This is a genomic window from Pseudomonas sp. FSL R10-2964, from assembly GCF_009600035.1.
GTDB lineage: Bacteria > Pseudomonadota > Gammaproteobacteria > Pseudomonadales > Pseudomonadaceae > Aquipseudomonas > Aquipseudomonas bubulae.
Genome location: NZ_WIWH01000040.1, coordinates 37,672 through 55,265, shown reverse-complemented (window position 1 = coordinate 55,265; position 17,594 = coordinate 37,672). Strand labels below are relative to the sequence as shown.

At 57.7% G+C, this 17,594-nt stretch carries 15 protein-coding genes and 1 pseudogene; 9 read left to right on the top strand and 7 right to left on the bottom strand.

Translation table 11 applies throughout. The features are described from left to right. Positions 1-295 precede the first annotated feature (295 nt). The 3 genes from GHN92_RS19945 (at position 296) to GHN92_RS19935 (ending at position 2,546) form a co-directional block, all read left to right on the top strand. A complete protein-coding gene (locus GHN92_RS19945) occupies positions 296-1,513 on the top strand; it encodes an SAM-dependent methyltransferase (RefSeq protein WP_130872075.1) in 1,218 nt (405 codons plus the stop codon). A 115-nt stretch (positions 1,514-1,628) separates the two neighbouring features. Further along, complete coding sequence (locus tag GHN92_RS19940) at positions 1,629-2,210, top strand: DJ-1/PfpI family protein (RefSeq protein ID WP_153380904.1); 582 nt, start codon at positions 1,629-1,631, stop codon at positions 2,208-2,210. Between the two features lie 15 nt (positions 2,211-2,225). Then, complete coding sequence (locus GHN92_RS19935) at positions 2,226-2,546, top strand: ribbon-helix-helix domain-containing protein (RefSeq protein ID WP_095026575.1); 321 nt, start codon at positions 2,226-2,228, stop codon at positions 2,544-2,546. A 138-nt stretch (positions 2,547-2,684) separates the two neighbouring features. Here the strand turns inward: GHN92_RS19935 and GHN92_RS19930 are convergent. The 3 genes and pseudogenes from GHN92_RS19930 to GHN92_RS19920 all read right to left on the bottom strand — a co-directional run bounded on the left by GHN92_RS19930 (position 2,685) and on the right by GHN92_RS19920 (position 6,828). Next, positions 2,685-5,230: pseudogene (locus GHN92_RS19930) on the bottom strand (TonB-dependent hemoglobin/transferrin/lactoferrin family receptor). A 120-nt stretch (positions 5,231-5,350) separates the two neighbouring features. Next, complete coding sequence (locus tag GHN92_RS19925) at positions 5,351-6,292, bottom strand: FecR family protein (protein WP_095038651.1); 942 nt, start codon at positions 6,290-6,292, stop codon at positions 5,351-5,353. After that, on the bottom strand, positions 6,289-6,828 hold the full coding sequence (locus GHN92_RS19920; RefSeq protein WP_130872077.1) for an RNA polymerase sigma factor: 540 nt from the start codon (positions 6,826-6,828) through the stop codon (positions 6,289-6,291). Before GHN92_RS19920 ends, GHN92_RS19925 begins: the two co-directional genes overlap by 4 nt. A 172-nt stretch (positions 6,829-7,000) precedes the next feature. Between GHN92_RS19920 and GHN92_RS19915 the strand changes: the two genes are divergently transcribed. Then, positions 7,001-7,333, top strand: coding sequence for a YegP family protein (locus GHN92_RS19915; RefSeq protein ID WP_095001804.1), 333 nt, complete (start codon positions 7,001-7,003; stop codon positions 7,331-7,333). Positions 7,334-7,487: 154 nt separating this feature from the next. Here the strand turns inward: GHN92_RS19915 and GHN92_RS19910 are convergent, their stop codons facing one another. After that, entirely contained in the window at positions 7,488-8,513 is a 1,026-nt protein-coding gene (locus GHN92_RS19910) for a DUF4917 family protein (protein ID WP_153380902.1), read from the bottom strand. Between the two features lie 137 nt (positions 8,514-8,650). Between GHN92_RS19910 and yiaY the strand changes: the two genes are divergently transcribed. After that, entirely contained in the window at positions 8,651-9,799 is a 1,149-nt protein-coding gene (gene yiaY, locus GHN92_RS19905; RefSeq protein WP_095001802.1) for an L-threonine dehydrogenase, read from the top strand. 119 nt (positions 9,800-9,918) lie between these two features. Here yiaY and GHN92_RS19900 read toward each other — a convergent pair whose 3' ends face one another. Continuing rightward, positions 9,919-11,442, bottom strand: a complete 1,524-nt coding sequence (locus GHN92_RS19900) for a fumarate hydratase (protein WP_095001801.1) — start codon at positions 11,440-11,442, stop codon at positions 9,919-9,921. 350 nt (positions 11,443-11,792) lie between these two features. Between GHN92_RS19900 and GHN92_RS19895 the strand changes: the two genes are divergently transcribed. Continuing rightward, a complete protein-coding gene (locus GHN92_RS19895; protein ID WP_095021324.1) occupies positions 11,793-12,728 on the top strand; it encodes an iron-sulfur-binding ferredoxin reductase in 936 nt (311 codons plus the stop codon). Between the two features lie 60 nt (positions 12,729-12,788). Here GHN92_RS19895 and pyk read toward each other — a convergent pair whose 3' ends face one another. Beyond that, positions 12,789-14,240, bottom strand: coding sequence for a pyruvate kinase (gene pyk, locus GHN92_RS19890; RefSeq protein WP_088377893.1), 1,452 nt, complete (start codon positions 14,238-14,240; stop codon positions 12,789-12,791). A 162-nt stretch (positions 14,241-14,402) separates the two neighbouring features. Here pyk and GHN92_RS19885 point away from each other — a divergent pair, with 162 nt between their 5' ends. The 3 genes from GHN92_RS19885 to sbcB all read left to right on the top strand — a co-directional run bounded on the left by GHN92_RS19885 (position 14,403) and on the right by sbcB (position 16,901). Next, complete coding sequence (locus tag GHN92_RS19885; protein WP_095001798.1) at positions 14,403-14,783, top strand: tol-pal system YbgF family protein; 381 nt, start codon at positions 14,403-14,405, stop codon at positions 14,781-14,783. A gap of 239 nt (positions 14,784-15,022) precedes the next feature. Beyond that, positions 15,023-15,382: a PilZ domain-containing protein gene (locus GHN92_RS19880; protein ID WP_095001797.1), complete on the top strand. Its 360-nt coding sequence runs from the start codon at positions 15,023-15,025 to the stop codon at positions 15,380-15,382. Between the two features lie 67 nt (positions 15,383-15,449). After that, positions 15,450-16,901, top strand: coding sequence for an exodeoxyribonuclease I (gene sbcB / locus GHN92_RS19875; protein ID WP_178102653.1), 1,452 nt, complete (start codon positions 15,450-15,452; stop codon positions 16,899-16,901). A gap of 76 nt (positions 16,902-16,977) precedes the next feature. On the opposite strand, the gene mvaT is transcribed toward sbcB, so the two are convergent. Continuing rightward, complete coding sequence (mvaT, locus tag GHN92_RS19870; protein ID WP_048363549.1) at positions 16,978-17,355, bottom strand: histone-like nucleoid-structuring protein MvaT; 378 nt, start codon at positions 17,353-17,355, stop codon at positions 16,978-16,980. Positions 17,356-17,594: the final 239 nt, after the last annotated feature.

Below are 17,594 nucleotides of genomic sequence, written 5' to 3'. Positions count from 1 at the left end.
CGCTGAGTTCGGAATAGGACATAGGGGCAGCACCGTACCGGAAAGGTCAGGTGTTGCACTCAGTTTTCGCGGCCGCCGATCTTCACATGTCGGCCGGCATTCTTACTGTTCTACTCATATGAGCTGCAATTATTTTTCACATCACAAACCATTTATAATTGTTGGCAAGGTCTGCATACCCGCCACTGTCCGTGCCCGTATGAAATTACCCCGTGCCCTGAGCGCCCAACACGCCTAAAATACCTGCCATTCGTTTTCTGATTTTCCCTCCTGCACCCCCGAGGCACCTTTTTCAATGTCAGTGACTGCTACCACCGCCGCGTCTGTGCCGGATCATCGTGCGCAATTTTTGAACCTGCTGGAAACCGGTCTGGCCCAGAATTCCTTTATCAAGCTGGTGCTGGCCAAATACGTGGGCCCCGAGGCTGAATTGCAGCGGGTGATCATCAAGCAGGTAACAGTCAAGGAGCAGCCTTGCCTGTCCTTTGTATATCGCTATAAAACCCGCGATATCACCAAGAATTTCCCGCTGGACGAAGGCGTGGCGATCATTGCCGGTCTGCTGCCCGAAGCGTTCAAAAATGCCCACCTGCTGACCCTGACCGACGAAGTGCAGCTTGAATACAGCAAAAAGGGTAAAAGCTCGCTGTTCAAAGGCAAAAGCCAGCAAGAGCGCGAAGTGCCGTCGGCTGAGCACAATCGTGAGAAAAATCGCTTTCTGGATCTGACCCGGCCGTTTCTGGCGGACCTGGGTGTGACCAATAAGCAGCAAGAACTGATCCCGGCAATGTCGCGCAAGTGGAAGCAGATCAACAAGTTTATCGAGGTGTTTTCCCACGCCCTGAGCAGCTCACCGCTCAAGCTCGATCAGCCGGTCAAGGTGGTGGATTTCGGTTCGGGCAAGGGTTACCTGACGTTTGCCATTCACGATTACCTGCGTCACAGCCTGCAAGCCGAAGGCCTGGTGACCGGGGTTGAGCTGCGTGAAGACATGGTCACGCTGTGCAATAACGCCGCCCAGCGTCTGGAGCACCCGGGCCTGACCTTCCAGCACGGCGATGTGCGCAGTTTTGCACCCACCCCGATCGATGTGATGATCGCCCTGCATGCCTGTGATATTGCCACCGACTATGCGATTCATATGGGCATTCGCTCCGGGGCGGCAATCATCATGTGCTCGCCGTGCTGCCACAAACAGATCCGCCTGCAAATCCAGAGCCCGGCGCTGCTCAAGCCGATGCTGCAATACGGCCTGCACCTGGGCCAGCAGGCCGAAATGGTCACCGACAGCCTGCGCGCGCTGTACCTCGAAGCCTGCGGCTATGACACCAAGGTGTTCGAGTTTATCTCGCTGGAACATACCAATAAAAACAAGATGATCCTCGCGGTCAAACGTGCCGAACCTTCCGATCCGGCGCAGTTGTTGGTGAAAATCCAGGAACTCAAGGCGTTCTACAACATTCAGGAACACTGCCTCGAAACCCTGCTTCAAGCAGACGGTTTGCTGAAGTAAGCCTGTAAGCAGCTCCGGCGGGAACGTAGTACATGGCTATTACCCGCCCGCGCGCTCAGGGGTTACCTTGGCTACTCTTACTGGCCCAAGGTCTTACCCCACAGGAGCACGCACCATGGCAGCGAAAAAAATTCTGATGCTAGTTGGCGATTACGTCGAAGACTATGAAGTGATGGTGCCGTTTCAGGCACTGTTGATGGTCGGCCATCAGGTTCATGCGGTATGCCCGGGAAAAACCGCAGGCCAGACCGTACGCACTGCCATCCACGACTTCGAAGGCGACCAGACTTACAGCGAAAAGCCCGGGCACTTGTTTGCCCTGAATTTCGACTTTGACAAGGTGAAAGCCAGCGATTACGACGCACTGCTGGTGCCGGGCGGTCGTGCGCCGGAATACCTGCGTCTGAACGAAAAGGTGCTGGAGCTAGTGCGTGACTTCGACAAGGCGGCCAAGCCAATTGCAGCAGTGTGCCATGGTGCGCAACTGCTGGCCGCTGCGGGCACGCTGGAAGGCCGTGAGTGCAGTGCTTACCCGGAGTGTGCACCGGAAGTGCGGCTGGCGGGGGGGACTTATATCGATATCGATGTGACCAAGGCCCATGTGCAAGGCAACCTGGCCACAGCCCCTGCGTGGCCGGCACATCCGGCGTGGCTGGCGGCATTCCTGGGTTTGCTGGGTACCAAAATCACTTTGTAGGCAGAGGGCGTGACCATGTGTGAACTGTATGTAAAAGCCGACCCGATTCTTTACGAGTCACGTTCGCGCTCATTGCGTATTTGCGGTGTGGTCACCACTTTGCGCCTGGAAAACCAGTTCTGGGACATCCTCAGCGAAATCGCCGAAACAGATGGCATGACCACCAACCAGTTGGTGGCCAAGCTCTATGAAGAGGTGATGGATTATCGTGGCGAAGTAGTCAACTTTGCCTCGTTCCTGCGCGTGAGCTGCACCCGCTACTTGAGCCAGCGCCGGGTGCAGGCGCCGGAGTTGAGTGTGGTAGCACGTCACAGTAGCCGCGCTCTCCCGCAATAGCGCTTGCGGGTGTGAGCGGTACACACCCGTGGGAGCCGGGCTTGCCCGCGATGGCATCGGCGCGGTCGGCCAGATACACCGTGCCGGCGGAATCGCGAGCAAGCCCGCTCCTACAGAGGGTTTGCCGGATCAGCCAACTCAGAAGAACCGCGTCACGCTGATCTTGGCATTGCGGCCCTGGCTGTAGGCGTTTTCGCCACTAAGCATCGGCTGATAGTTTTTATTGAACATGTTGTCCAGGGTGAAGTTGACTTCGGTGCCCTTGAGGTACGGCTGCTGCGGCTTCCAGTTGGCAAACAGGCCCTGCACGTTGTAGCTGTCGTTGGGGAACTGGTCCCAGTAGCGGTCGCCCAGCGCACTGATCGGGCTGCTGTAGTAGTTGTCGCTCGGCAAGCGGTCGGTCTTGCGTACGAATTCTCCCTTCCAGCCAATCCGGGCATCCAGGCTCGGGATCTTGGTGCCCAGTACGGCAATCCACTTGGGCGCGGGTATGTCACGCGCCCAGACGTTGGGACCCCAAGGGTTGGTGTAGGCGCCTTGGTGTTTGCCGGTCATCCATGCATATGACAGTGATCCGAACACGTAGGTGGATTCGTAGAAACTTTCAATTTCGAAGCCCTTGATCGTCACGCTGCCAATATTGCGGTAGTTGGGCATGTTGGGCCCGCACGCATCGCTCATGCTGACAGTGGGCGTTTGCGCGGCGCAGCCTACCCCCGTGGCCTTGAAAATCTCGTCGTCGACGGTGTTGCGGAACAGGGTGGTACGCACCAGGGCGTGGTCGTTGTCGCCAAAAATCTGGTCGAAGGTGGTGATGTTGCCGCCGCGCCAGCCGGTGATGCGCTCCGGATCAAGGCCCAGGCTGCTGGAGGTGCGGCTGCCGACGCTTTGTACTTCGTACTGCTCGTCAATCACCGGGGCACGCCAGGTTTTGCTGTAGTCCAGGAACAGGGCGGTTTTCGGGGTGATTTTCCAGAAGGCCGACAGGCGAGGCGACCAGCCGGTGTAGGTTTGTCGCTGTAGTCATGGCCCAGTTCCGGGTGGTTATAGTACGGCGCGTCGTTTTCCTGGCCGCGATTGCGTACGTGGTCGTAGCGCATGGACGGCGTGAGGGTGAAGTCACCCCAGGTGATGGCGTCCTGAATATAGAAGCTGTTGGTGTCGACCTTGCCCCGGGGCATGAAGTTGGGCTGGTAGTGGCCGTAGTTGTACTTTTCGACGTCGTAGATACCGCCCGGCATCCACATGTCCACATCACGCTGGTGCTTGCGAAGTTGCACGCCGGTGGTCACTGCATGGTCCAGCGGGCCGCTGGCAAACAGGCTGATGTTCTCGACCTGGAGCATGTCATCGGTGTAGCCGGTTTCCATCTTGCGCCCGCCGCTGGTGGGCTGGGTAAAGGCCTGGGCATCGCGCTTGTCGGTTTGCTCGGTGTTGGAGTGTGAGTACTTGACCTCCAGATCCACCAGCGGGTTGTCCAGGGGTTCGTATTTGTATTTGGCCGACCAGGTGGTGTCGATCGTCGAGCGGTTGGACAGGTAGCGCCGCGCTGCTATGTCGTAGCCATATTTGTCGATGTTGGCCTGGCTGCGTGGCGCCGGGTAACTCACGGCCGAGAAGGGCACCCACAAATAGTTGTTCGAGCGCGAGTAAGACATGCCCACACTGTGTTCGTCATTGAGGTGCAAGTTGAGCTTGAGCAGTTGTCCGTCCAGGTCCTGGGCCGTATTGGGCAGACGCTGCGGGTTAACCGGGTAGACATTGCCGGGGTTGGGCATTTTACCGGCCAGCTTCATGTCGTCGCCGTCGCGTCTGGTGTAGTAAAACAGGGCGTCGGCGCGACCATCTTCGGTGCGACCGTAAACAGCGCCGCTGTAGACCTGTTGATGGTCGTTGCTGCTGTAGCCGTATTTGAGCATGGCGCCGGTGTTCTTGCCCTCTTCGAGCAAGTCGGTCGCGTCCTTGGTTTCCATGTGCACAACACCGGCAAAACCGCCATTGCCGGTGTGGATATCGTGGGGGCCTTTTTCGACTTCCAGGCGTTTGATCAGCTCGGGTTCGATAAAAATCGTGCCCTGTTTGTAGCGTTCAAAGCCGCTTTTGGTCGCGCCATCGACGGTCATTTGTACGTCTTCGGCTTCTCCCATGCCCCAGATATTGATGGTCTGGCCACCGGGCTTGAGCGAGCCGCCGAGGTTGATGCCTGGCAGGGTGGCGAGCAGGCTGGGAATGTTATTGGCCTGATAGCGGTTGATTTGCTCCTGGGTCATGGTCGACTTGCCGACGTTGCTGGAGTCGACCTCGCTACCGTTGCCCACCACGCTGACTGCGCCCAGCTCCAGGCTGTTGCTGGTGGTGGTGCCGGACTCCCGGGGCCGCACGACGTAGGTGCGATCGATCTGCACAAGGCTGAAGTCGGTGTCTTTGAGCAGGCGCTGGATGGCTTCCTGTGGCTCGAAGGTGCCACTGAGTGCCGGGGCTTTCACGTTGCGTAACAGGGCTTCGTCGAACAGCAGCTGGATTTTTGCCTGCTGTGCCACCTCGCTCAGCGAACTGGCCAGCGATTGTGCTGGCAGTTGCAGTTGGATCGACTCCGCGTGGGCTTGCAGGCTGATCGCCAGGCAAGCCGCCAGCAGTGTCGGGCGGGTGTACAAATGCGAGAAGCAATGTGGTGCGCGAAACATGAAATCCCCCGGTGTGGCAACAAAGGCCAAAAAGACATGCGTTAGCAACGCAGACCGGAGGAAGACGCAGCAAAATGAAAAAACCACATATGCGAATGGAAAATATTCGCATATGTTTTTTTAGCGTGGTTCGATACGGATTTTACCGCTGTCCAGCAGCACGGTTTTTACCGGGATCAGGGCGGGCAGGGCTTTGACCAGTGCCAGTGGATCGCTGACATCCAGGTTGCCTGAAACCTTGTAGCCAGTCAGCGGGCCGTCGGCCAACTGAATCAGGCCCGGGCGGTAGAGGTCCAGTTCATCCACCAGGCTGGCCAGTTCGCGATTGCGAAAGGACAGATGGCCGCTGCGCCAGCCCGCCACTTCGCCCGCACTCAACGTCTGTTCTATGAGTGCTCCCCTGTTGTAGTCCCAGGTGGCGCGTTGTTGTGCACCCAGCAGCATTGCTGACCTGGGGTCTGGGATGAACGCAACCTCGCCGTGGGCCACGCTGACCACCAATTGGCGCGAACTGCGGCGTACATCGAACCCCGTGCCGACCACCCGTATGCGCGCCTCCCCGGCATGCACCACCAACGGCTGCTCCTTGTTGGCCGCGACCTCGATGTAAAGCTGGCCCTGGTCCAGATAGATGTCACGCTGGTGGGCGCTGAAGTCCAGGCTCAGGCGCGTGTTGGCATTCACGTTCAGGGTACTGCCGTCGGGTAGCAATATCGTGCGGGCGCCTTGGGCCAGTGTGCTGACCTGCTGTTGATGCAGCGCCACCGGGGCGCCCAGGTTCAGTGCAAAGACGGCGCAGAGCACGGCGGCAGCAGTGGCCAGCGCAAAGTGTGCGCGCCGGGGCTTGGCAGGGAGGGGTACCGGCGAGTTGATCTGTTCAAGTTCTCCCAGGTCGGCCCACAACGATTCAAATTCGGTATAGGCCCGGGCATGACTCGGGTTGGCATGCCAGGCGTTGAATTGTTCGCAACTGCCTTGGTTGCGGGTATTGCGGTTGCGTGCAAACCAATTGGCGGCCTGTTCATCGATGCTGTCGTCACCGGCCGTGTGAAAAGGGCTCATTGTGTCTGCTCCTTGCCGCTGTCCCGCTGTAGATGTTGCTTGCAGTGCAGCAAGGCCTGGGCAATGTGCTTTTCAACCATGCTCACGGATATCCCCATGCGTTCGGCAATCTGTGCCTGACTCAAGCCTTCAAAACGGTGCAGCATAAGGGCTTCTCGACGCCTGGGCGAGAGTTCTGCAACTACCCTTTTAAGTTGTTCAAGGCGTTGCAGGCGCAGGGCTGCGACCATCGGATCATCCCTGTCATCGCTCAAGGGCTCGACCTCACTTTCACTGTGCTCGCCGTGAGCGGCGTGTCGCACTTGCTGTCGACGCCAGTGATCGCGCAACAGATTGCGCGCCATCTGGAACAAAAACGCCCGGGGCTGTTCGATTTTGCCTCGGTCCTGATAGCCCAGCCATTGGGTGAAAACATCCTGGGTCATGTCGGCTGCATCGCTGGTGTTGTCGGTACGCTTGCGCAGAAAGTGCAAAATTTGCGTATAGAACTCGCGAAAGTGATCGGCCGCGGGCGGATCGGGTTTAAGGCCAGACATGAAGATCCTTATAGACACAGCGATGCAAATAAGCTGCGAATGGTATCGATAACCATTGCTATTTGTCTCGTTGAAATTTCCTGTTTCCTTCATTCCGGTCGATAAATGGATAAATAGCCCATGGGGTCTTTACTGAATAAGTGCAGGAACCTTTAATTTCGGGAGAAAGGCTATGTCGGGTTGGTATGAGTTGAGCAAGACCAGCAGCGGGCAGTTCCGTTTTGTACTGAAGGCGGCGAATGCCGAAACCATTCTGGTCAGCGAGCAATACACCACGCTGGCGGCGGCCAAGGGCGGGATCGCCTCGGTGCAGGTCAACAGCCCGCTGGATGAGCGCTACGAGAAGAAAGTGGCCAAGGACGGCAAGCCATACTTCAACCTGAAGGCGGCCAATCACCAGATCATCGGCACCAGCGAGCTGTACTCCTCGGAGGCCGCGCGGGACAAGGGCATTGCCAGCGTCAAGCACAATGGCCCGACCACGGTGATCAAAGAGAAATTTTGATACCTGAATGTGTGCTCTTGTAACCCTGTAGATACTCTGTTGTAGATCAAACCCTATTGTGGGAGCGAGCCTGCTCGCGAACGACCTTCGCGAGCAGGCTCGCTCCCACAGTTGCAGTTTTTCCTGTTGCCGCTGCTCGTCAGCGGCTACAGGTTTACCGTTCCACAGGTACTGAGTGCCTGGTATCGCCCAACGGATGGGTTTTTGAATCAAAGAAGCGCAGTTCAAGCTTCTTGTCGGCAAACAACGCTGTGTAGTGGTTTTTCTGAAAGCGAATAAAGGCTTCGCTGCGCGGGTAAATCGAGATGCACAGGGTTTTCAACGGTGCCTGGCGCAAGGCATCGATCAGGTGCTGGTCTTGCTCGCCCAAGCTGTGGCCGAAGATGCACAGCGCGTCTTTCTGGGTCAGCAACTGCTCATGACAAAAAGACAGGTAATCGGACTGGCGAATGGATTTTCGCTTGTCTTCGCTGCCGGTTTCGCTGACAAACAGCGGTACGTCGTCCAGGGCGCTGATGGAGTGGTTGATCGCAAAGTTGCTTAGCAATGTGGGTTCGTTGGCTGCCAGCTTGCGCGCCTTGCCTTCCTGGTTTTTCACCAGGTGCAGCGCGCCGTGCAGGTACAGCACACGTGTAGTCCTGCTTTTGGCCAGTGCCGCGGCAGGCTCAAAGGTTGCCTGCGGGGTACCGAACAGGTCGTTGAAACCTTTGGGTGCGTGCATCACGGCCCAGGGTGCCAGCAGGTCATAGTTGGCGCAGTACACCGTGGCGTAGCGCGCCAGTTCTTCGTTCCAGCAGGTCAGGGTTTCGGGCTGCATCAGGCGCCAGGGGATGTGCACGTCCTGGGTACAGTTGATCAGGGCTTCCTTGATTGCGTAGTAGCGTTTGCGCGGCGAGGCCGAGTTGATGGCCAGTGCCTTGTTGACCTTGCTTGCGGTTTTCAGGGCGCTGAGTACATGTTCGAAATTGCGCGTGCCGAGGGCCTCGAACACGCTGAGTTCGGTCTGGCTCAGCGGCTTTTCGGCCACGCTTTTGGCTTTTTCAAACAGCGAGTCGTAATAGAAATCATGCCACACGGCCATGCTGGCGCCGTTGCCAATCAGCAGTCCGCTGCACGGGGTGCTGGTGCGTAACTGGTTCCAGTCTTCTAGTTGGGCATCAAATTCCTGGAAGGGGGTCATCGCAAATATCGTCTCAAGGCGTGGGCGGTAGCGGACTTTATCACGCTCAAGTGTTGAGCCAGATCAACATTGCTGCTTTGTGATTGGAGGAAGCTGTGGAGACCGAATTAGCCAATGACCCGCGAAGAGAACTCGACATGACCAGCACTTTCTTTATTCCTGCTGTAAACATTATGGGTAACGGTTGCCTGGATGAAGCCATGACTGCGATTCGCAATTATGGTTTTCGCAAGGCCTTGATTGTGACCGACGCGGGGTTGGCCAAGGCGGGGGTTGCGACGTTGATCGCCGAGAAGCTCGCGTTGCAGGATATTGATTCGGTGATTTTCGACGGCGCCAAGCCGAACCCGAGCATTGCCAACGTCGAGGCGGGCTTGAAGGTGCTCAAGGAGCATCAGTGCGACTTTATTGTGTCGCTGGGTGGCGGCTCGCCCCATGACTGCGCCAAGGGTATAGCGCTGTGTGCCACCAATGGCGGGCATATCCGTGATTACGAAGGCGTCGATCGCTCGGCCAAGCCGCAGTTACCGCTGGTGTCGATCAATACCACGGCCGGCACGGCCAGTGAGATGACGCGGTTTTGTATCATCACCGACGAAGAGCGCCATGTGAAAATGGCCATTGTTGACCGCAACGTGACGCCGCTGCTGTCGGTTAACGACCCTGAGTTGATGGTGGCGATGCCCAAGGGCCTGACTGCCGCCACGGGCATGGACGCGTTGACCCACGCCATCGAGGCATATGTGTCCACGGCGGCCAATCCCATTACCGATGCCTGTGCAATCAAGGCGATGGAACTGATCAGCCAGAACCTGCGTCAGGCGGTAAGCGACGGCAAGAATCTGACGGCGCGGGAGAATATGGCTTACGCACAGTTCCTCGCGGGCATGGCCTTCAACAATGCCTCGCTGGGCTTTGTGCATGCGATGGCGCACCAGTTGGGCGGCTTCTATGATTTGCCCCACGGTGTATGCAACGCGGTGTTGTTGCCCCATGTGCAGACGTTCAATGCCAGTGTGTGTGCAGCCCGCCTGACCGATGTCGCCCATGCACTGGGTGCCGATGTACGTGGCTTGAGCCCGGAAGAGGGCGCGCAAGCGGCCATTGCGGCGATTCGTACTCTGGCCAAGGATGTCGAGATTCCTGCCGGGCTGCGGGATTTGGGCGCCAAGCTGGATGACATCCCGATCCTGGCCACCAACGCCTTGAAAGATGCCTGTGGCTTTACCAACCCGCGCAAAGCCGATCAGGGGCAGATTGAAGAGATCTTCCGCAACGCTTTTTAACGGCTTGCCCTCACCCCAACCCTCTCCCTCCGGGAGAGGGCCAGGGTGAGGGGGCTTTTGGACAGGCATAAAAAAGGCCGGGTTAATAACCCGGCCTTTTTATTTCTGGCTAAAAGCGCTTATTGCACTTCTACAGCCAGGCTGTCGCTGATTTTCTTCTGCCAGATCGCCGGGCCGGTGATGTGCACCGACTCGCCTTTACTGTCGACTGCCACCGTAACCGGCATGTCTTTGACATCGAACTCGTAGATCGCTTCCATGCCCAGTTCGGCAAAGGCTACTACACGGGACTTTTTGATCGCCTGGGCGACCAGGTAAGCAGCACCGCCCACAGCCATCAGATACACGGCTTTGTGTTCCTTGATCGCTTCAATGGCGGTAGGGCCGCGCTCGGACTTGCCGATCATGCCCAGCAAGCCGGTCTGATCAAGGATCTGACGAGTGAACTTGTCCATTCGCGTAGCGGTGGTCGGGCCTGCAGGGCCAACCACTTCGTCACGCACCGGATCAACCGGGCCAACGTAGTAGATAAAGCGACCCTTGAGGTCTACCGGCAAGGTTTCACCCTTGTTCAGCATTTCGACCATGCGCTTGTGCGCCGCGTCGCGACCGGTGAGCATTTTGCCGTTGAGCAGGACGGTCTCGCCCGGCTTCCAGCTCTGCACGTCTTCCGGGGTCAGGGTGTCAAGGTTGACACGGCGGGCCGACGGGCCGGCTTCCCAGACGATTTCCGGGTAGGCGTCCAGCGGTGGCGCTTCGAGGGCTGCCGGGCCGGAGCCGTCCAGCACGAAGTGGGCGTGACGGGTGGCCGCGCAGTTCGGGATCATGCACACCGGCAGGGACGCTGCGTGGGTCGGGTAGTCCATGATTTTTACGTCGAGCACGGTAGTCAGGCCGCCCAGGCCCTGGGCGCCGATGCCCAGCTGGTTGACCTTCTCGAACAGCTCGATGCGCATCTCTTCGATACGGTTGCTCGGGCCACGCTTGATCAGGTCGTGAATGTCGATGGATTCCATCAACACTTCCTTGGCCATCACTGCGGCTTTTTCCGCGGTGCCGCCGATGCCGATACCCAGCATGCCCGGTGGGCACCAGCCCGCGCCCATGGTCGGAACGGTCTTGAGCACCCAGTCAACGATCGAGTCGGACGGGTTGAGCATGGCCATTTTCGACTTGTTCTCGGAACCGCCGCCCTTGGCTGCCACGTCCACTTCCACGGTGTTGCCCGGAACGATGGAGTAGTGGATCACTGCAGGGGTGTTGTCCTTGGTGTTGCGACGGGCACCGGCCGGGTCGGCCAGGATCGAAGCACGCAGGACGTTTTCCGGCAGGTTGTAAGCGCGACGCACGCCTTCGTTGATCATGTCGTCCAGGCCCATGGTGGCACCATCCCAGCGCACGTCCATGCCGACGCGTACGAATACGGTGACGATGCCGGTGTCCTGGCAGATCGGACGGTGGCCGGTGGCACACATGCGCGAGTTGATCAGGATTTGCGCCATCGAGTCACGGGCCGCTGGCGATTCTTCGCGCAGGTAGGCTTCGTGCATGGCTTGGATGAAGTCCACGGGGTGGTAGTAGGAAATGAATTGCAGGGCGTCAGCAACGCTCTGAATCAGGTCGTCTTGCTTGATCACGGTCATGGGTCGCGCTCCTCTATAAGACGGGAACATACAATCAATAAGGTGTTTGCGACCTTGGTGCATCGGTCTGTCGAAAACATCTTTGCTTGGCATACCGGACACGCATGACCGGTACAAAAACGGCGCGGCAGTATAACCCGGTACTCTCACTGATACACCCGTAGAGGTGCAAACGAAAGTAGGGGGTGGACGAGGGGTGATAAGTTAAACTGTAAAACCACGAAATATATGAAGATCAACTGTGGGAGCGGGCTTGCTCGCGATTGCATCACCGCGGTCATTCAAAAAAACCGCGCCGCCTGCATCGAGAGCAATCCAGCTCCCACAGGCTTACCCTGCGGAGGCCAGCAGTGCCCCAGTTACACGTCGCTGACCAGCACTGGTCAGTTGCCCCGAACACTAACCTGCTCGATGCCTTGAATCAGGTTGGCGTGTCGGTGCCCTACAGTTGCCGGGCGGGCAGTTGCCATGCCTGCCTGGTGCGCTGCGTGCGTGGTGAGCCCGCCGATCTCAAGCCCGAGGCATTGAGTCGGGACCAGCATGAGCAGGGCTGGCGCCTGGCCTGTCAGTGTCAAATTGTCGAAGACCTGCAGATTGAAGCCTTTGACCCGCTGCGCGACGGTGTGCCGGCCCAAGTGGCAGGGCTCGACTGGCTCAGTCCGACGGTGTTGCGCTTGCGCCTCACGCCGCAGCGGGCTTTGCGTTATCGCGCAGGCCAGCATCTGGTGCTTTGGGCCGGCGATGTGGCGCGGCCGTATTCGTTGGCCAGCCTGCCCGAAGAAGACCGCTTTCTGGAGTTTCACCTCGATTGTGCGCACCCCGGTGAGTTTGTCGACGCGGCCCGCCAGTTCAAGGTCGGTGACGTTGTACGGCTGGGCGAGTTGCGCGGCGGCGCACTGCGTTATGATCCGGACTGGCAGGAGCAACCGCTCTGGCTGCTGGCATCCGGTACCGGCCTGGGGCCTTTGTATGGCGTATTGCGCGAGGCCTTGCGTCAGGATCATCAAGGCCCGATACGGCTGGTGCATGTGGCCCGCGACAAGGCTGAGCATTACCTCCAGAGCGAACTGCTGGCCCTGTCGGCGGCTTGTCCAGGGTTTGTGGTCGAGTACCTTGAACGCCCTCAGTTGCCCGACTACCTGTTACAGATGGGGGTTGTCTCGCGCCAGACCCGTGCCTTGGTCTGCGGTCACCCGGATACGGTCGATGCCTTTGCCAAACGTTTGTTTCTGGCGGGCTTGCCGCGTAATCAGCTGTTGGCCGATGCCTTTTTGACCCGCAGCTAGGCGCACAAAAAAGCCCCGCCTGATCACTCAGGCGGGGCTTGGGATTCAAACCTTGCAGGCTTAAACCATTTTGTCGCCGACATGCAGGATCTTCATGCCGTTGGTGCCGCCGATGGTGTGGTAGCTGTCGCCCTTGGTCAGGATGACCCAGTCGCCTTTTTCCACAACGCCACGCTTGAGCAGCTCGTCGATGGCAGCCTGGCTGACCTGTTCTGGCGGCAGCGATGCCGGGTCGAACGGTACGGTGTAGACGCCACGGAACATTGCCGCGCGCGCCTGGGTTTCACGGTGCGGGGAGTAGGCGTAGATCGGCACCGAGGAGCGGATGCGCGACATGATCAGCGGGGTGTAGCCGCTTTCAGTCAGGGCGATGATCGCTTTGACACCCGGGAAGTGGTTGGCGGTGTACATGGCCGCCAGCGCAATGCTCTGGTCGCAGCTTTCGAAGGTTTTACCGATACGGTGGCTGGACGTTTTGCTGGTCGGGTGCTTTTCAGCGCCGACACAGATGCGCGCCATAGCCTGCACGGCTTCCAGCGGGTAGGCGCCGGCAGCACTTTCAGCCGAGAGCATCACGGCGTCGGTGTAGTCGAGAACGGCGTTGGCAACGTCGGACACTTCGGCACGAGTTGGCATCGGGTTCTGGATCATCGACTCCATCATCTGGGTTGCCACGATCACCGCTTTATTGTGGCGACGTGCGTGCAGAATGATTTTCTTCTGGATGCCCACCAGCTCGGCATCGCCGATTTCAACACCGAGGTCGCCACGGGCAACCATCACCGCGTCGCTGGCCTTGATCAGGCCGTCGAGGGTTTCGTCATCGGCTACGGCTTCGGCGCGTTCAATCTTCGCTACCAGCCAGGCAGTACCGCCGGCTTCGTCGCGCAGTTGGCGGGCGTATTCCATGTCGGCAGCGTCACGCGGGAACGACACGGCCAGGTAGTCGACTTGCATTTCGGCAGCCAGCTTGATGTCGGCCTTGTCTTTTTCAGTCAGGGCCGGTGCGGTCAGGCCACCACCGCGACGGTTGATGCCTTTGTGGTCGGACAGTGGGCCGCCGATCAGCACGGTGCAGTGCAGGGCGTCGTCGGTGGCAGTGTCTACACGCATCACCACACGGCCGTCATCGAGCAGCAGCTCGTCGCCGACGCCGCAGTCTTTAACCAGGTCCGGGTAGTCGATGCCGACCACTTGCTGGTTGCCTTCGGTCAACGGATGGCTGGTGGAGAAGGTGAATTGATCACCGATCTTCAGCTCGATCTTTTTGTTGGCAAATTTGGCGATACGAATTTTCGGGCCTTGCAGGTCACCCAGCAGGGCTACGAAACGACCGTGCTTGGCAGCGATGTCACGTACCAGCTTGGCGCGAGCCTTGTGCTCGTCGGGGGTGCCGTGGGAAAAGTTCAGACGGGCAACGTCCAGGCCAGCGAGGATCAGCTGTTCCAGCATTTCCGGTGAATTGCTGGCAGGGCCAAGTGTGGCAACAATTTTGGTTCGACGAACAGACATGCAAAGACTCCTGAGTTCAAGCGCTGCCAAAGGCTACTATGGTCTTTGGCTGTAGTCATTGTTCCTCTGCACTACTTTCTGCTTAAGTTGTGGTGCATCGGGTCTGTTGTCTGAAGAATCTGGCCGTGGGGTCGATACACTGTTATGAACAGGAGATGCCCCATGCGAATCGTGCTCGTTTTAATCTTGGTCGCCAGTGCGACCGGCTGTACCCGTTGGTCGATGAACCATCATTTGAACAATGCCTATCGTGCTTACGACCGGGGCAATTGTGAAACGGTAATGCTTGAGTTGTCCGAGGTTGATCGCGACAGTCGTAGTCGCCCGTACATTTGGCCACAAACAGCTATGCTCCGTGGACTGTGTCTTGAGCGTACGAAGTTTTACTTGGATGCGTCCCAGACCTACCAGTACATCATCAACGAATTTCCCAAGAGCGAGTACGCCTACCGGGCCAAGGCTCGGATCGAGACATTGCGCATTCTCAGGTTCATCCCGGGCCCCGGCACTACTGCCCAGGCAGTGCCTGTAAGCATTCCATGATGGGCGAAATTTAAACTGGTCATTTGTGCCCGGTTGGCTAATATCAAATTCGTTCGAGTGTTTTTTGTTTCTCTTGGTACACAAACGGATGACTCGCTCTGTCGCTGCTTGATATGTCGAGCTTCAGGTGAAGATGGCGGGCAGATCTACACGTGACTGTTGGCCCGGATGTGGGGGACAGGGCGTTTCGAGACGCCAGCGCGGCCATGCTGAATGGCCTCTCTATAGTGAAGTTGAACATGGTTATCGAACGGCTTATCCAGCGGCACCAACTGACGTTTTTCCTGAAAGTGTTCAATCGGTTCACGGACAAGCCTATTGGCTATCTGGGCAATGTGTCTGATGGCGGGTTGATGCTGATCAGCCAGTTACCGATGTTGGTCGACGCCAATTTCGAGTTTCGGATCAAGCTTCCCGGTGCCGATGGGGAGGTGCAGTTTATCGACCTGACAGCGCGTTGCCTGTGGTGCCGTGAGGATCTAACGCCGCATTATTACGATTCCGGGTTTATCCTGTATCAGCCACCCGCCGAGTACAGCGGTTTGATCAGTGCCTTGCAGCGCTACTTCAGCTTCCAGCCCCTGCAAGCCTCTGCATAGCCCCGGGGCTGGTCTTGCCCGGGTTTGAGCGCCTAGACTGTCCGGGTCTACTGCTCAGGAACACCCCGTGACCTCTATCTTCTGGTACGACTACGAAACCACTGGTATCAACCCGCGCTGCGACCGGGCGGTGCAAGTGGCCGGCATCCGCACCGACCTTGAACTCAACGAGATTGATCAGCCGGTCAACCTCTATTGTCAGCCAAGCGACGATATCCTCCCTCATCCCATGGCCTGCCTGATCACCGGCATCACGCCCGCTCGTCTCGAAGACAAGGGCCTGGGCGAAGCCGAGTTCATGACTCGCACCCATGCCCAGCTGGCACTGCCCGGCACTTGCGGGGCGGGCTACAACTCGTTGCGCTTTGATGATGAGGTAACGCGCTACAGTCTCTACCGAAACTTCTTCGACCCTTATGCACGTGAATGGCAGGGTGGCAACAGTCGCTGGGACCTCATTGATGTGGTGCGAACAGCCTATGCCCTGCGGCCTGAAGGCATCGTCTGGCCAGAGGAAGAGGGGCGGGTGACGCTCAAGCTTGAACGGTTGACGGCGGCTAACGGGATTGATCATGGCCAGGCCCACGATGCGTTGTCCGATGTACGGGCAACCATTGCGCTGGCCCGGCTGATTCGTGACAAACAACCCAAGTTATATGACTGGTTATTCCAGTTGCGCAGCAAACAACGTGTGCTTGATCAAATTCGGCTATTGCAGCCCATGCTGCATATCTCGGGGCGTTTTTCCGCGGCCAGACATTATGCCGGTGTGGTCTTGCCGCTGGGTTGGCACCCAAAGAATCGTAATGCTCTGATTGTCTACGACCTGCACTTAGACCCTCAGCCTTTACTGAAGATGGACGCCGCAGCGTTGCGCAAGATGCTCTATACCCGGCGTGAAGATTTACCCGACGGTCAATTACCCGTTGGGCTAAAGCTGATTCAAGTTAATCGTTGCCCGGTGGTCGCCCCCTTGAATGTAGTGCGTGCCCAGGACCAACAGCGATTGCAACTGGACATGGACCTCTATCACGCGCGAGCCCGGAGCCTTGTTGAGGCTCAGCAAGTTTGGCAGGAAAAGTTGTCGGCCATTTATGCCCGCGAAGACTTTACCCCCAGTGAAGATCCGGAGCAGCAATTGTATGACGGGTTTATTGGCGATCGAGACCGTCGCCTGTGTGAGCAGGTCAGGCACAGTGACCCGGAGCAATTGGCCAAAGATACATGGCCATTTGATGATGAACGCTTGCCCGAATTATTGTTTCGATACCGCGCCCGAAACTTTCCTCATACCCTGAGTGAACAAGAACAGCAGCGTTGGCATATCTTCTGCCAGCAGCGTTTGTCGGATCCGGCCATGGGTGCGCCTTTGACCCTGGACAGCTTTATGCAGGCAGCAGATGAGCTGTCGCGCAGTGCCACGCCGGCCCAGCTAAAGCTTTTGGGCGAATGGCAGCGCTATGCCCAGGCATTGAGCCGGCGTGTCGGGCTGAGCCCGCCCGCCGAGAGTGCTGACTAAAACACAGGCAATAAAAAACGCCAGCATGCTGGCGTTTTTTAGTGGCATCGCAAAATAGTTGCGGGCCCGGTGTCACTTAGTCGAGCAAAGTAGCCCAGCCTTCAACCACGTCGCCGCCCCACTTGGCTTTCCACTCTTTCAGAGTTTTGTGGTTGCCACCTTTGGTTTCAATCACTTCACCATTGTGTGGGTTTTTGTATTGTTTAACCTTACGGGCACGTTTGGTGCCGGTGGTTTTAACAACGCCGCGAGGTGCTTTGCTAACTTTGGATTCCGGATCCAGCAGAGCGATGATATCGCGTAGCGATTTTTGGTATTCGCCCATCAGCGTGCGCAGTTTGCCTTCAAATTCCAGCTCGGTTTGAAGTTTGTCGTCTTCGGACAGGTTCTTCAGGCGGGCTTGCAGTTCTTTGATGGCTTCTTCGGTTGCACGATATTCGTTGATCAGGGACATGAGGATAACCTTATGTTGAAAAGGATGTCAGGGAGACAGTGGCGCAATAGTAGTCAGACAGTTACTGCAAGTAAACATGAAAGGGCTATTTAATTTAAAATTTTATTCATTAACTTTGCCCTCGGGAATATGCGCGCTATTAAATACACCGCGCTACAGTGAGGTTAATATGGACGATCAATAACATCGGCAAGTGTCCGTCCATTGCAGTGCAGGCCACGTCGATGCTGGTGTGGCAC

Bases quoted from the DNA above. Each gene is read 5' to 3' on its own strand.
- GHN92_RS19945 (WP_130872075.1), top strand. From the start codon at position 296: ATGTCAGTGACTGCTACCACCGCCGCGTCTGTGCCGGATCATCGTGCG.
- GHN92_RS19940 (WP_153380904.1), top strand. From the start codon at position 1,629: ATGGCAGCGAAAAAAATTCTGATGCTAGTTGGCGATTACGTCGAAGAC.
- GHN92_RS19935 (WP_095026575.1), top strand. From the start codon at position 2,226: ATGTGTGAACTGTATGTAAAAGCCGACCCGATTCTTTACGAGTCACGT.
- GHN92_RS19925 (WP_095038651.1), bottom strand. From the start codon at position 6,292: ATGAGCCCTTTTCACACGGCCGGTGACGACAGCATCGATGAACAGGCC.
- GHN92_RS19920 (WP_130872077.1), bottom strand. From the start codon at position 6,828: ATGTCTGGCCTTAAACCCGATCCGCCCGCGGCCGATCACTTTCGCGAG.
- GHN92_RS19915 (WP_095001804.1), top strand. From the start codon at position 7,001: ATGTCGGGTTGGTATGAGTTGAGCAAGACCAGCAGCGGGCAGTTCCGT.
- GHN92_RS19910 (WP_153380902.1), bottom strand. From the start codon at position 8,513: ATGACCCCCTTCCAGGAATTTGATGCCCAACTAGAAGACTGGAACCAG.
- yiaY (WP_095001802.1), top strand. From the start codon at position 8,651: ATGACCAGCACTTTCTTTATTCCTGCTGTAAACATTATGGGTAACGGT.
- GHN92_RS19900 (WP_095001801.1), bottom strand. From the start codon at position 11,442: ATGACCGTGATCAAGCAAGACGACCTGATTCAGAGCGTTGCTGACGCC.
- pyk (WP_088377893.1), bottom strand. From the start codon at position 14,240: ATGTCTGTTCGTCGAACCAAAATTGTTGCCACACTTGGCCCTGCCAGC.
- GHN92_RS19885 (WP_095001798.1), top strand. From the start codon at position 14,403: ATGCGAATCGTGCTCGTTTTAATCTTGGTCGCCAGTGCGACCGGCTGT.
- GHN92_RS19880 (WP_095001797.1), top strand. From the start codon at position 15,023: ATGGTTATCGAACGGCTTATCCAGCGGCACCAACTGACGTTTTTCCTG.
- mvaT (WP_048363549.1), bottom strand. From the start codon at position 17,355: ATGTCCCTGATCAACGAATATCGTGCAACCGAAGAAGCCATCAAAGAA.